This is a genomic window from Rahnella rivi (genome assembly GCF_019049655.1).
GTDB classification, from domain to species: domain Bacteria; phylum Pseudomonadota; class Gammaproteobacteria; order Enterobacterales; family Enterobacteriaceae; genus Rahnella; species Rahnella rivi.
The window spans coordinates 144,195-158,897 of sequence record NZ_JAFMOX010000053.1; the positions used below are offsets into that span (position 1 = coordinate 144,195).

Below are 14,703 nucleotides of genomic sequence, written 5' to 3' on the forward strand. Positions count from 1 at the left end.
ATGAGTGATATTTTTGATGTAAAAGACAGTGCCATTGCGGCGGCAAAAGCTTCACTGGGGGCAAACTGGAATACGGTGGCAAACAGTGCCGTTCCGCAGATTGAAGCCCTGTTACAGGTGACATGGGAGATTGAAAAAGGCAAAAGCGATTTCCGCTCGGGGGAATATGAGTCTTTGCTGGCGACACAAAAATCCACCTTTGTGGCAGTGCTGACCACCTATGAAGCGATCACGACGGAGATCGCCTGGCAGGCGCTTAACGCGGCGTTTACCGTGATTCTGAGCGGCGTACGCAAACTTCTGTGAAAACGGTCTTCAGGCGGGCAAGTCTAAAATTATCTTTATCGATAACTATTTTCATTTAGACTGACGGACTTGCCCGCTGCGGGCCGATTCTATGAGGATGCCTGATGCTCCGCCGTTTCTTCTCTTATTACGTTCCTTATAAAAAGCTGTTCTTCCTCGATTTCGGATGCGCCATTCTGGCCGGGCTGCTGGAGCTGGGCTTCCCGATGGCGATCAAAACCTTTATCGACAAACTTTTGCCTGCTCATGACTGGGTGCTGATCATCGGTGCAACCGTCGGCTTGCTGATGATTTATGTGATTAACACCTTGCTGATGGCGATAGTGAACTACTGGGGTCACGCGCTGGGCGTCGGGATTGAAACTGACATGCGTCGTCAGGCGTTCAGCCATTTACAGAAACTCTCTTTCCGTTATTACGACAATACCAAAACCGGGCACATCATCACTCACGTCACCAAAGATCTGGAAGAGGTGGGGGAGATCGCCCACCACGGCCCGGAAGATGTGTTTATCGCGGTGATGACCTTTATCGGCGCGTTCATTCTGATGGCGACCGTGCATGTGCAGCTGGCGCTGATGACCATCATTATTGTTCCGGCCATGACCTGGATGGTCAGCCGTTACGGCGCGCAGATGACAGACACCTGGCGGCGGCTGTTTGGGATGGTGGGTAATTTCAACGCACGTATAGAAGAAAGCATTGGTGGCATCCGGGTGGTGAAAGCGTTTGCCAATGAAGAGCACGAACAAAAGCTGTTCGCGTCGGATAACAACAACTACCGCATCACCAAGCTGAAAGCCTACAAAATCATGACGGCCAGCCTGACGCTGAGTTATCTCAGTACCCGCCTGGTGCAGATCATCGTGATGATCGCCGGCACCTGGTATGTGATTAACGATCAGCTGACCTACGGCGGATTTGTCGGGTTCCTGTTGCTGGTGGAAGTGTTCTTCCGTCCGGTGGCGAAAATCAGTTCGGTACTGGAAAGCTATCCGAAAGGCATTGCCGGTTTTAAACGCTTTACGCAACTTATCGATACTGCCCCGGATATCGTCGATCGCCCCGGCGCGCAGAACGTCAGCCATCTGCGTGGTGACATTCATTACGACAACGTGACCTTTGGCTACACGCCCGCCGGAAAAATCCTCAATGGCATCACGCTTTCTATTAATGCAGGAGAGACGCTGGCGTTTGTCGGGCCGTCCGGCGCGGGGAAAACCACGCTGTGCTCGCTGTTGCCCCGCTTTTATGAGCTGGACAGCGGCAGCATCACCATCGATGGCATCGATATCCGCGACATGACGCAAACCTCGCTGCGCCATAACATCGGCATTGTGCAGCAGGACGTCTTCCTGTTTGGCGGCACAATCCGCGAGAACATTGCGTACGGCAAGCTCGATGCCAGCGAAGAGGAGATCCGCCTGGCCGCCAGCCGGGCGCGTTTAGATGAAGTCATCGGGGCGTTACCGCTGGGAATGGACACGGTGATCGGAGAACGTGGCGTCAAACTCTCCGGCGGCCAGAAGCAGCGGCTGTCGATTGCGCGCATTTTCCTGAAGAATCCGCCGATCCTGATCCTTGATGAAGCAACGTCAGCGCTGGATACCGCCACCGAACAGGCCATCCAGCAATCACTGGCTGAACTCTCTCAGGGGCGTACCACGCTGGTTATCGCTCACCGTCTGGCGACCATCCAGAATGCAGACCGTATTGTGGTGGTAGATAAAGAAGGGATCGTCGAGCAGGGCACGCATGAATCTCTGCTCTCACTCCAGGGGCGCTACGCCCAGCTTCACGCCGCACAGTTCCGTTGATTCCTGACGCCCTCCTCTCACGGGGAGGGCTGAAGTGGAGGATTCACCGCCACTTCACCAAAAAATTCTCCCCGAAAAACGCCCAAACCTCCATGCAACTCTCTGTGTTCTCATATCGCCATTTTAAACAAAAGCCCGTTTTGAATATAAAATAACCCAGACGGTCATTTAGAAATAGGCGAGTTCGTTCAATTTAATCACCCGCGTAATTATATTTATCTTAAATTTGGTTTTAATTTAATCAGCGCCTTTATTAAAAATCCTAAAGGCCAAAAAATTGAGTAGTACAAAATTCTTATGGCTGCATTTTCTATTTTTTAGATAATGAAATTTCAATGAAAATAATTATCCTGCTATGCACTATTAAAAGGCAACAGGCACGATTTTTCAGATAATTCCTTAACGATTGTTAACAGAAAAAAACGTTTGAGAATGGTGATCTGGCTTGCAACTACTTTACAAACTCCGACCCTTTTTGCACCAAATTGATGCGATGCACTGTGCTGGTGCAAAACGTTATGCGAAAACCGCATATAATCAGTGGGTTAGCGGCTTATGATAGAAACATAATGTTACATCTCTTTACGTAAAAAAGACTCATATCGCCGAACTTTTCCATTTTAACTTTTTGTGCGCAGTGTTAAGGTTCAAGTCGTTTTACAGACAGACGCATCTAAAAACATGTACAAATACTCACAGCCTGATATTCCAGTCATATAAAAGAAAGCGGGCATGAGACATCCTTTATAAAAAAATCAAGGAAATTTAAATAATGATGAAGCGCAGTGTGCTGGCCTTAGCGGTCTCTTTAATTGCAGTGGGTTCAACCGCAAATGCAGCCGAGATTTATAATAAAGACGGTAATAAACTGGACCTCTACGGTCGCGTGACTGCCAAGCATTATTTCTCCGACGATAAGAGTTCTGACGGCGATTACACTTATGCGCGTCTGGGCTTCAAGGGTGAGACTCAAATTAACGATACACTGACCGGTTATGGCCAGTGGGAATATAACATTCAGGCTAACCACGCTGAATCTCAGGGCGACCTGGGCAACAAAACCCGTCTGGGCTTTGCGGGTCTGAAAGTGAAAGACTTCGGTTCCATCGACTACGGCCGTAACTACGGTGTGGTATATGACGCACTGGGCTTCACCGATATGCTGCCAGAGTTTGGTGGTGATACCGCTAACTCCGATAACTTCATGGTTGGCCGTTCTAACAGCCTCGCCACTTACCGTAACCAGGACTTCTTCGGGCTGGTCACCGGTCTGAACCTGGCCTTGCAGTACCAGGCTAAGAACGAAAACGACGGCCGCGCGTCCAACAAAGCGAACGGCGACGGTTACGGCGCATCCATCGATTATGAAGATATCGCTGGTTCAGGTATCGGCGCGGTTATCGCAGGTTCTTCCTCTGACCGTACCAATGCACAAGCTAACTCTGCCATCGGTGGCGGTGATAAAGCCTCTGCATGGGCAACGGCTCTGAAATACGATGCTAACCAGATTTATCTCTCTGCAATGTATAACGAAACCCGCAACCTGGCGTCTATCCCTGGCGGCTTCGCTAACAAAACTCAGGGTTATGAGTTAGTTGCACAGTACCAGTTTGAAAATGGTCTGCGTCCGTCAATCGGTTACGTGCAGTCCAAAGCGAAAGATGTTGAAGGCGTGGGCGATGCTGACCTGGTTAAATACTTCGAAATCGGCGCAACCTACTACTTCAACAAAAACATGTACACCTATGTTGACTACATGATCAACCAGATCGATGACAACAACAAACTGAGCGTAAGCTCTGATGACATCGTTGCTGTAGCACTGACTTACCGCTTCTAAGTTAGTGAACAAAATTATTACCCCATTCTGTGTCTGAAAAAGGTAATCGCAAAGGCAGAGTTCATTGGCTCTGCCTTTTTTTATGCCTGCAATTCCCCGTTTTGTCTGTCAGCCTCTCAGGCTAAGCCACTTTTAATAACCACTTTAAATTCAATAAAATAAACCTATAGCCTCAGGTTATACCCCCTCGCCAAACAAGTATTCGTCACCCGTGTCTGCGCATGGAATAGTCTGTGCACGCACCACCAAAACACATTCTAAAAAATCTCAACGGAGAAACTGACATGCAGCAAATACCGATGCCGTACCTGTTATTCCTCGGCGATGTGATGGATCCGCTGGCCGCTAAAACAGCGCGCGGCATTCACGTCTGGCGCCCTGAATCTTGCGTCGGACAAATTCGTCTGGCGACGGACTCGGTGTCCCTCGGATTACCGGAAATGGATATCGCCACCGCGAAAGCGCAAGGCGCGAAAACCATGGTGCTGGGCACGGCCAACTCCGGCGGAAAACTGCCTAAACACTGGATCGATTCCATCAAAACGGCGATCCGCGCCGGGATGAACGTCGCGAACGGTCTGCATCAGGGGCTCAATGATATTCCTGAACTGGTCGAACTGGCGGCAGAACACCATGTTGAGCTGTTCGACGTGCGCCATATGCGCCCTGAACTGGACACCGGCACCGGCATCCCACGCAGTGGTAAACGCATTCTGACCGTGGGGACAGACTGCTCGGTCGGCAAAATGTACACCTCACTGGCGCTGGAATCCGCCATGCGCGAGCTGGATCTGAACGCTGATTTTCGTGCCACCGGCCAGACCGGGATCCTGGTCGCCGGTGCAGGCATCGCGATTGATGCAGTGATTGCCGATTTCATCTCCGGCGCGGTGGAGCTGTTAGCCCCCGCCAATGACGACAATCACTGGGACATCATCGAAGGTCAGGGCTCGCTGTATCACCCGTCTTTTGCCGGTGTCAGCATGGGCCTGATCCACGGCGCGCAGGCCCATTTATTAGTGATGTGTCATGAACTGGGCCGCCCGCACATGCGCCATCTGCCGCACCAGTTTATGCCGACGTTGCGTCAGTGCCTCGACACCAACCTCGCCGCAGCCCGCCTCACCAGCCCGGACGTCAGGATCGCCGGTTTCTCTCTGAATACATCCGGTGTGAGTGAAGAAGAAGCCATCACGGCGCTGGCTGACATCAGCGAAGAATTTGGCGTACCGGCCACCGATCCGGTGCGTTTTGGCATCAAAAATATCGCGCAATGGATCAGGGACAACGGCTGATGACTGAGATGAGTTTTGGTGCCGTTGAGTTACCGCTGGCAAAACCTTTTGTGATTTCCCGCGGCACCCGCACCGCCGTTACCGTGGTGCGGGTCACGCTGACCGACGGCGAATTCAGCGCCACCGGTGAATGCACGCCGACGGCGCATTATCAGGAATCAGCCGACAGCGTGGGTGAACAACTTGCCTTTATCCGCCCGCAGGTTGAGCAGGGTCTGAGCCGCGACGCACTGCAACAGGCGTTACCGGCCGGTTCCGCACGCAATGCCCTTGATTGTGCAATGTGGCGTCTCGATGCGGCAAAACAGGGCAAGAGCGTCTGGCAACTGCTGGATATGCCGGCACCGGTATCAGTGATCACCGCAGAAACGCTGAGTCTGGATACGCGGGAAAACATGGCAGCCGCAGCCGCGGTGGCGGTCGCCGGCGGTGCCAAATTGCTGAAAATCAAACTCGACCGTGACGAGATCGTCGAAAAAGTGGCGGCCATCCGTGCGGCGGCACCGCAGGCGACGCTGGTGGTGGATGCCAACGAATCCTGGCTGGGTCTGGATCTCGAAAGCCTGTTTCTGGCACTGCACGAATTTGGCGTTGCGATGATCGAACAACCGCTGCCTGCCGGAAATGATCAGGATCTGGTGCGTTGTTTGCATCCTGTACCTGTCTGCGCCGACGAGAGCTGCCATGTCAGCGCAGATATTGCCGGGCTGGCAGATCGTTACGAGATGATCAACATCAAGCTCGACAAATGCGGTGGCCTGACGGAAGCGCTGGCGATGACCGCGCAGGCGCGGCACCTCGGCCTGCGCATCATGGTCGGTTGTATGCTCGGTTCCTCGTTGGCGATGGAAGCCGCGCTGCCGGTGGCGGTGCAGGCTGAGCGTGTCGATCTCGATGGCCCGATCTGGCTGGCGCAGGACGCCGAACCGGCATTGCGCTACGAGAACGGCGAAGTCTGGCTTTAACAGTTCAACTTATAAAGGAGGCGTTTATTGATGACAGTGCCCATTTTGCAGATTAACGATTTGTCGGTGACGTTTTCCGGCCGGCAAGGCAAAACGCAGGCGCTGAAAGGCGTTTCCTTCTCTATTAATAAAGGTGAAGTGGTGGCGGTGGTCGGCGAAAGCGGCTCCGGTAAATCCGTCACGTCCCTGAGTGTGATGGGATTACTGCCGGATTCGGCGCACATCGACGCAGGCAGCATCGATTTTATTGGCCGTAATGGCACGCGCCATGCGCTGACCGCATTGTCTGCAGAAGCGCGCCGAAAGCTGCGCGGTCAGGAAATGTCGATGATCTTCCAGGAGCCGATGACTTCGCTCAATCCGGTGCTGCGCGTCGGCGATCAGCTGACAGAGGGCTTACTCGATCACGGCATGGCGACCAAAGCCAATGCGCTGATCAAAGCCCGCGAACTGCTGAAACAGGTACGCATTCCGGACGTCGAACGCATTCTCAAATGTTATCCCCATGAGCTCTCCGGCGGTATGCGCCAGCGGGTGATGATTGCCCAGGCACTGGCATGCGACCCGGCATTGCTGATTGCGGATGAACCCACTACCGCGCTCGACGTCACGGTGCAGGCGCGCATTTTGCAAATCCTGCGTGATCTGCAACAAGGCACGGATATGTCGGTTCTGTTCATTACGCACGATATGGGCGTGGTGGCGGAAATCGCCGATCGCGTGGTGGTGATGTATCAGGGCAAGGTGGTGGAGCAGGGCAGCGTAACCGAAATTTTCGCCAACGCGCAGCATCCTTATACCCGCGCATTGCTTGCCGCCGTGCCAAAACTGGGCGATATGCAGGGGCTGAAATGGCCGCGCCGTTTCCCGTTGCTGAGTACGCAGGCAGGTGCCGTCATGACGGCTAAAAATGCGGCAGAAAAGCAATCGGTTGCAGGTGATGAGCCTCACACTTTACTGGCTGATGATGACCAGAAGACCGCCAATTACGATGCACCGCCTCTCCTCGACGTGCGCGGACTGCGCGTCTGCTACCCGATCCGCTCCGGCGTGCTCTCGCGCATTACCAAAGAAGTTCACGCCGTTGAACAGATCGATTTCTCCATCTGGCCGGGGGAAACGCTGGCGCTGGTGGGTGAAAGCGGTTGCGGTAAATCCACTACCGGACGCGCAATTTTGCGGCTGGTTGGCAGCGAATCCGAAAGCATTCATCTTCAGGGCAAAGAAATCACCCTGATGCGCGACACGCCGTTTCAGGCGGTGCGCCGTCAGATTCAGATGGTATTTCAGGATCCGTACGCCTCGCTTAATCCGCGTCTGACCGTCGGATTTTCCATTGCCGAACCCTTGTTGCTGCACGGCCTGAAAAAATCGCTGGCGGAAGCCACCCCGACGGTAAACCAGTTGCTGAAAAGCGTCGGGCTGGATCCCTCGTTTGCCCGGCGTTACCCCCACGAATTCTCCGGAGGGCAGCGTCAGCGCATTGCTATCGCCCGCGCGATGGCGCTGCAACCGCAGGTGATCATTGCGGATGAAGCGGTGTCCGCGCTGGATGTGTCGATTCAGGCGCAGGTGGTCAACCTGATGATGGATCTGCAGCGCGATACCGGCGTGGCCTGGCTGTTTATTTCGCACGATATGGCGGTGGTGGAACGCATCGCCAACCGTGTGGCGGTGATGTACAGCGGCCAGATTGTTGAGATTGGGCCACGGGATTCGGTGTTTAGCAATCCTCAACATGCATATACCCGACGCCTGCTCAGTTCCGTGCCGGTGGCGGATCCGACGCAGCGCGCGTTGCGTCAGTTTGACGACGTGGAAGTGAAATCGCCGGTGCATCCTGCCGGTGTACAGATAGAAAAACTCAGGTACAGCCAGGTTTCCCCGCATCACTGGGTGGCGGAACCGCAGGCATAACGATCTTTCTTTTCTTTTTTGCAACACACAGGAGAAGTACATGCATTCGACATTTCTTGGTAACCCCCGGGTTTTCCGTAAAACGCTGATGGCTGCCGGTCTGGTGCTGTGTTTCGGCGCTACGGCTGAGGCGAAAGACCTGCGCATTTCCATGTATGCCGACGTGACCGGTTTTGATCCGCACGACACCACGGATACGCTGAGCTATTCCATTCAGAGCGGTATTTTTGAACGCTTATTCCAGTTCGACAGCAAAATGGCCGTCGTGCCGGTGCTGGCGACGGATTACACCAGCAACAGCGATGCCACCGAGTTTACGATTAATCTTCGCCACGACGTGACCTTCCAGGACGGTACGCCGTTCAACGCAGAGGCGGTGAAAATCAACCTCGACCGCCTGGCGGATCCGGCCAATCATCTGAAACGTAACTCGCTGTTCAGCATGATCAAATCCGTAGATGTGGTGACGCCTTATCAGGTCAGGATCACCCTGAATAAACCCTTTGGCGCGATGATCAACACCTTGGCGCATCCGTCTGCGGTGATGCACAGCCCTGCGTCGCTGAAACAGTATCCGAACGAGCAGGATCTGAGTGTGCATCCGGTCGGCACCGGTCCGTTTAAGTTTGTGGAATGGCAGCAGGGCAAAGACGTCAAGCTGGTGAAATACGACAACTACTGGCAGAAAGGCTGGCCGAAAGTCGATTCCGTGACGCTGTACCCGACGCCGGAAGATTCCACGCAGGTGGCGAAACTGAAATCCGGCGGTGTGGAAGCCGTTTATCCGCTGCCGTCCGATCTGGTGGACACCGTGAAGAGCGATCCTAAGCTGGATATTTCGCAAAATCCGGGCATCTACCTGTATTACATCGCGTTTAATACGCAGAAAAAAGAGTTCTCCGACGTGCGTGTCCGTCAGGCGATCAACTATGCCGTTGACCGTAACCTGTGGCTGAAAGTCGGGTTCGCCGGAATGGGGTCGCCTTCAACGTCGCCGTTGCCGAAAAACGTTCAGTTCTACCAGAAGCAAAACACGCCGGATTACAGCTACAACATCGCCAAAGCCAAAGCGCTGATGAAAGAGGCCGGTTATGAGAAGGGCTTCGATGTGGAAATGTGGAGCTCGAACAAAACTGACCGCATCCGCAGCGCGCAGTTCCTGAAACAGCAGCTGTCACTGATTGGCGTGCGGGTGAAACTGGTGCCGATGGATTCCGGTTCGCTCAACCAGCGTCTGTGGAGCACCCCGAAACCGGCGGATGCCAAAGTGGAAATGTATTACGGCGCCTGGTCGGCGTCGACCGGTGATGCAGACTGGGCGCTGCGCCCGCTGTTTGCCACCGAATCCTGGATCCCGTCGGCGTATAACGTCTCTTATTACAGCAACAAGCAGGTGGATGCGGCGATCACCGCCGGCCTGCAAACCGCCGACATCGCCAAACGTCAGACCGCTTACGCGGATGCGCAGAAATTGCTGTGGGCTGATGCCCCGGTGGCCTTCCTTGGCGTGCCGGACAATCTGGTCGGAAAGAGCAAAGATCTGACCGGCGTCTACATGCTTGCTGACGGTTCGCTGATCTTTAATCAGGCACAGTTTAAGTAATTTTTTCAATTAACTCTCTCCCCTGCAAAGGGGAGGAGTAAGCACTTCTCCCATTCAGATTCAGGGAAACGTATTTATGCTGACCTATTTTATCCGCCGGATACTGGAAATGATCCCCGTTTTACTGGTGGTGTCGTTACTGGTGTTTGGCTTTATCAAGCTGCTGCCGGGTGACCCTGCGCGTATTTACGCCGGACAGGATGCGCCGATCGAGGCGGTTGAGTCAGCGCGACAACTGCTTGGCCTCAACGATCCTTTGCCCGCGCAGTACTGGCACTGGCTCGATGGCATGGTGCACGGCGATCTGGGCACGACTTACCGCACGCGCCAGCCGGTGTTAAACGTGATTCAAAGTGGGTTTATGCCAACGCTGCTGCTGGCGCTGGCGGGCTTCGCCTGGTCTGTCGTGCTGGGGCTGGTGATTGGCGTGGTGTCCGCACTCAAGCGCGGAAAATGGCAGGACTGGACGCTGATGAGTATGGCCGTCGGCGGGATTTCCATGCCGCCGTTCTGGCTCGGGTTGCTGCTTATCCAGTTTGTCGCCATGCCGTTCGGGCTCTTCGCGGTCAGCGGATTTAACCAGCCGACCGACATCATATTACCGGCGATCACCCTCGGTTCTTCGGTGGCGGCGGTGATGGCGCGCTTTACCCGTTCGGCGTTTCTCGACGTGGCGCAGGAAGATTATGTGCGCACCGCCAGGGCGAAAGGCTTGCGTGCGCGGCTGGTGACCTGGAAACACATCATGCGCAACGCGCTGATCCCGATCATCACCATGCTCGGTTTGCAGTTCGGTTTTTTGCTCGGCGGCTCGATCATTGTCGAAAGCGTGTTCAGCTGGCCGGGATTAGGCTGGCTGCTGATCGAATCCATCAAAACGCAGGATCAGCCGGTGATTCAGGCGCTGGTGATGCTGTTCGTGTTTGAATTTATTCTGATAAATCTGCTGGTTGACCTGCTGTATGCCGTGGTCAACCCCGCTATCCGTCTGCGTTAGGAGCTGCACATGACCGAACCCGTCTCTGTGCTGGAAGAAACCACACCGGCTGCGGTTATCGCGCATAACGACGATATCCGTTCACCGTGGTACGACTTTTTTCACACGTTTTTACGCCACCCGATGGCGCTGGTTTCCGGCGGATTTATTCTGCTGCTGGTGTTGGTGGCCGTGTTCGCGCCGTGGCTGGCGCCTTATGACCCGATGACGCCGGACTGGATGGCGCTCGGCGTCGGGCCGACGGCGGAACACTGGTTCGGCACCGATGATCTGGGCCGCGATGTGCTCAGTCGCATCATTTTTGGCGCGCGGATTTCACTTTACGTCGGCATTTTCTCGGTCACGCTTGGCATGATCGCCGGGGTATTGCTGGGGTTGCTGGCGGGCTATTATGGCAAATGGCTCGATATGCTGATCATGCGCGGCTCGGACGTACTGTTCGCCTTTCCCGGCATGTTGCTGGCGATTGCGGTGGTGGCGATCCTCGGCCCCGGTCTGAATAACGTGATTATTGCGGTTGCGGTGTTCAGCGTGCCGGTATTTGCCCGCATCGTGCGCGCCGCCACATTATCGATAAAACAAAGTGCTTACGTCGAAGCGGTTCGCTGCGTCGGCGCGCCGGACAGGGTGGTCATTTTGCGCCACATTCTGCCGGGCACGCTGTCGAATGTGATTGTCTATTTCACCATGCGCATCGGAACCAGTATTCTGACGGCGGCCAGCCTGAGCTTTATCGGGCTTGGCCCGGAACCGGACGTCCCTGAGTGGGGCAATATTCTGGCAATGAGCCGCAATATGATGATGGCGGGTAAATGGAACGTCAGCGTTTTCCCAGGGCTTGCGATATTTCTCACAGTCCTGGCATTTAATCTGCTCGGCGACGCGCTGCGCGATACGCTGGATCCTAAACTGAAGAAATAGTAAAACTGACTTAACCCGCTGAATTGGAAGAGTGATGCATCCGCAAGCCCCTGAACATGATGAATTCACGCAACAGGCGCTGGCCGCGTTGCTGCACCGCTGGCGCACCACGCGCCAGATTTTTCGCCCGCGATATGCATGCGGCGCCACCAACGCGATCACTGACGTTGACGGCGTGACCGTCGGTCACAGCACGCTGGCGGCGGGAAACGTGCAGACCGGCGTCACCGCGATTGTGCCGCCGGGGGACACGCTTTATCAGTATCCGCTACCCTGTGGCGTGGCGGTGCTCAACGGATTTGCCAAACCGATGGGGCTGATTCAGCTGATGGAGCTGGGCGAGCTGCAAACCCCGATCCTGCTCAGTAACACTTTCGCCACCGGTGCGATATTCAACGCGATGATCGCCCGCAGCTGCCGGCAATTTCCGCAGATTGGCCGCCCGGATGCGACCATCAATCCGGTGATCCTCGAGTGCAATGACTTCTACCTTAACGACATTCAGGCCATGGCGGTGTGTGAAGATGACGCATTAACAGCCATCGACAGCGCAGCAACGTCTTTCACCCGTGGCAGCGTCGGTGCCGGACGCGGCATGAGCTGTTTCGGCCTTAAAGGGGGAATTGGCACTGCCTCCCGCTGGTGCGAAGAACTGAATGCCACGCTGGGCGTTCTGGTGCTGGCGAACTTCGGCAAACTTTCAGAACTGACGCTCGACGGTGTACGGGCGGGCGAGGCGATCGCACAAGTTTTACCGCAACTTGCCCCGCAGGTTGACGCCGGTTCGGTGATCATCATCATGGCCTGCGACCGTTATCTCGACAGCCGCCAGCTCTCGCGCATCGCCAAACGCGCCGGTGCCGGGCTAGGGCGCCTTGGCAGTTACTGGGGGCACGGCTCGGGGGATATCGCGCTGGCTTTTTCAACTCAGCGTGACGGTGTCACGTTATCCGACGGTGCGCTGGAACCGCTGCTGGCGATGGCGGCGGACGCCACCGAGCACGCGATCATTGATGCCTTACTGAGTGCAGAAACGGTCTGTGGATTCGACGGACACTACCGGCTGGGGTTAAGTGACGTATTAGATAACCTGGCGAACTCGTCTGGCGCCTTCCCCTCTCACGAGGAGAACGCCGGGGGAGTCTGGTCACCCAACCAAATAGGGAACGAATGATGAAAGTATTTATCTCTGCAGATATTGAAGGGATCGCGGGCGTGATGCGCCCTGAACAATGCAGCCCCGGCAATGCGGATTACGACGCTGCCCGTGCGCTGATGGAAGGGGAAGTCAACGCCGCCATTGACGGTGCCTTTGCCGGTGGCGCGATGGAAGTGACGGTCGCTGACAGCCACGCGATGATGCAAAACCTGCGCGCCGATAAAATCGACCCGCGCGCCCGTCTTGTACAGGGTAAACCGCGCGGCCTGTCGATGGTCGAAGGGCTGCAACAGCAGCAATACGATGGTCTGATGTTTGTCGGTTTTCACACCGCTGCGGGCGAAAACGGCGTACTGGCGCACACCATCAATGGCCGCGCTTTTTACCGCGTCAAACTTAACGGCAACGTGGTGGGCGAAAGTGATTTATACGCCGCCGCCGGGGCTGAACTGGGCGTCCCGCTGTGGCTGGTGACCGGCGATGACCATCTCGAGACCTGGATCCGCAACCATTACCCGGAATCGCAGTACGTCTGCGTAAAACGTGCGATTTCGGCGAACGCTGCCGAATCAGACAGCCCGTCCATCGCCTGCGCAAAAATCCGCAAACAGGCGACGATTGCCGTCAGCAAACCCGCGCCCCTCACCGCCGGGCGTTTCAGCGCGCCTTATCATCTCGAACTGATGACGGCCAGACCGGTACTGGCGGATTTATTCTGCCTGATCCCCGGCGTTGAGCGTCTTGATGCGGTGACCGTCGGTTATCACAGCCCGACGGTTGCCAACATTATCAGCCTGTTAAGTGCCTTCTCGTACTTAGCGACCACGCAGAAATAGGGCCGTAATGCGCTTACGCCACATTGAAGTGTTTCAGGCGGTTTTACAGGCGGGCAGCGTCAGCGGCGCGGCGCGTCTGCTCAACGTTTCGCAGCCCAACGTCAGCCGGGTGCTCAATCATGCCGAACAGCAGTTGGGTTTCACGCTGTTCGACCGCACACCGCAGGGGCTGATTGTGACACCGGAAGGGCGAAGGCTGATGCCGGAAGTTGAGGCGTTGTTCAGCCATATTCAGGCCATCGGCGCACTGGCGGAACAACTGCGGCAGGGCGAAGGCCAGCACGTGCGTATCGGCTCGGCGCACGCCCTGGGCCACAGCGTGATGGCGCCGGTGCTGGTGGATTTTCGCCGCCAGACACCGGGCGGCAGTGTCGAACTGGTGACCGGGCATTTCAATACGCTGAGCCAGGATTTGCTGCAATACAAAATGGATTTCGCGCTGGCCTTCGGCGAACCCGCGACACAGGAGCTGGTTTCCGAGTCGATTTATCAGGCCAACATGGTGGCGCTTTTACCGAAGGATTCCCCGGTCGAAGGCCCCGTTTCGCTGGCGTGGCTGTGTGAAAATGAATTACTGATGCTGCAACAGCAGGATCCGCTCGGGCTGGTGCTCAACCGCGTCCTGCGCGAAAACGGCCTGACCCCGCAATCTTCGCTGCACATAAAAACCTACTCAGTGATCGCCGACATGGTGCTGGCCGGTGGCGGCGTCGGCGTGGTCGATACTTTTACCGCCCGGCGATATGTCGATCAGCTGAAGATCTGCGAAGTGCTCGAACCGCTGCCGTTTGAAGTGATCCTGCTCAATCGCCGCGACCAGCCGGTATCCCAGGCCGCGCTGAAGCTCAAACAGCTGATTCGCAGGAAATTATGGGAGTTGGGGAATAGCGGGGTGTTATCGTAGGTTGATACTGTGGGGTGCCACCCACATGGGCCGTGGGTTGCCACCCACACTGGCCTTAAGGTCAAGTTCAAGTTCAAGTTCAAGTTCAAGTTCAAGTTCAAGGTCGTGGGCGTCGGCCCACACCGACTTGGGGGGCGGCATAT

At 55.6% G+C, this 14,703-nt stretch carries 12 protein-coding genes; all 12 read left to right on the forward strand.

What is annotated here, in order from left to right:
- The 12 genes from J1779_RS08235 to J1779_RS08290 all read left to right on the forward strand — a co-directional run bounded on the left by J1779_RS08235 (nt 1) and on the right by J1779_RS08290 (nt 14,560).
- Nucleotides 1–306 (forward strand): hypothetical protein, encoded by a 306-nt coding sequence (locus tag J1779_RS08235; protein ID WP_122095163.1) that lies wholly within the window; start codon nt 1–3, stop codon nt 304–306.
- A gap of 104 nt (nt 307–410) precedes the next feature.
- Nucleotides 411–2,123 carry an ABC transporter ATP-binding protein gene (locus J1779_RS08240; protein ID WP_217203528.1) on the forward strand — a complete coding sequence of 571 codons (1,713 nt, stop codon included), beginning with the start codon at nt 411–413 and terminating at the stop codon, nt 2,121–2,123.
- A 772-nt stretch (nt 2,124–2,895) separates the two neighbouring features.
- Nucleotides 2,896–3,963 (forward strand): porin, encoded by a 1,068-nt coding sequence (locus J1779_RS08245; RefSeq protein WP_056770197.1) that lies wholly within the window; start codon nt 2,896–2,898, stop codon nt 3,961–3,963.
- Between the two features lie 284 nt (nt 3,964–4,247).
- Nucleotides 4,248–5,258 (forward strand): N-acetyltransferase DgcN, encoded by a 1,011-nt coding sequence (gene dgcN, locus J1779_RS08250; RefSeq protein WP_217203529.1) that lies wholly within the window; start codon nt 4,248–4,250, stop codon nt 5,256–5,258.
- On the forward strand, nt 5,258–6,223 hold the full coding sequence (gene dgcA, locus J1779_RS08255) for an N-acetyl-D-Glu racemase DgcA (protein ID WP_122095169.1): 966 nt from the start codon (nt 5,258–5,260) through the stop codon (nt 6,221–6,223). The genes dgcN and dgcA overlap by 1 nt, the downstream gene beginning before the upstream one ends.
- 30 nt (nt 6,224–6,253) lie before the next feature.
- Nucleotides 6,254–8,140, forward strand: coding sequence for an ABC transporter ATP-binding protein (locus tag J1779_RS08260; protein ID WP_217203530.1), 1,887 nt, complete (start codon nt 6,254–6,256; stop codon nt 8,138–8,140).
- Nucleotides 8,141–8,180: 40 nt separating this feature from the next.
- Nucleotides 8,181–9,743, forward strand: coding sequence for a glutathione ABC transporter substrate-binding protein (locus tag J1779_RS08265; protein WP_217203531.1), 1,563 nt, complete (start codon nt 8,181–8,183; stop codon nt 9,741–9,743).
- A 76-nt stretch (nt 9,744–9,819) separates the two neighbouring features.
- Nucleotides 9,820–10,740 carry an ABC transporter permease subunit gene (locus J1779_RS08270; RefSeq protein WP_056770212.1) on the forward strand — a complete coding sequence of 307 codons (921 nt, stop codon included), beginning with the start codon at nt 9,820–9,822 and terminating at the stop codon, nt 10,738–10,740.
- 9 nt (nt 10,741–10,749) lie between these two features.
- Entirely contained in the window at nt 10,750–11,661 is a 912-nt protein-coding gene (locus J1779_RS08275) for an ABC transporter permease subunit (protein WP_056770214.1), read from the forward strand.
- Between the two features lie 34 nt (nt 11,662–11,695).
- Nucleotides 11,696–12,835: a P1 family peptidase gene (locus J1779_RS08280; RefSeq protein WP_217203532.1), complete on the forward strand. Its 1,140-nt coding sequence runs from the start codon at nt 11,696–11,698 to the stop codon at nt 12,833–12,835.
- Nucleotides 12,835–13,656 (forward strand): M55 family metallopeptidase, encoded by an 822-nt coding sequence (locus J1779_RS08285; RefSeq protein WP_183848188.1) that lies wholly within the window; start codon nt 12,835–12,837, stop codon nt 13,654–13,656. The genes J1779_RS08280 and J1779_RS08285 overlap by 1 nt, the downstream gene beginning before the upstream one ends.
- A gap of 7 nt (nt 13,657–13,663) precedes the next feature.
- Nucleotides 13,664–14,560, forward strand: a complete 897-nt coding sequence (locus tag J1779_RS08290) for a LysR family transcriptional regulator (RefSeq protein ID WP_056770220.1) — start codon at nt 13,664–13,666, stop codon at nt 14,558–14,560.
- The last annotated feature ends 143 nt before the right edge of the window (nt 14,561–14,703 follow it).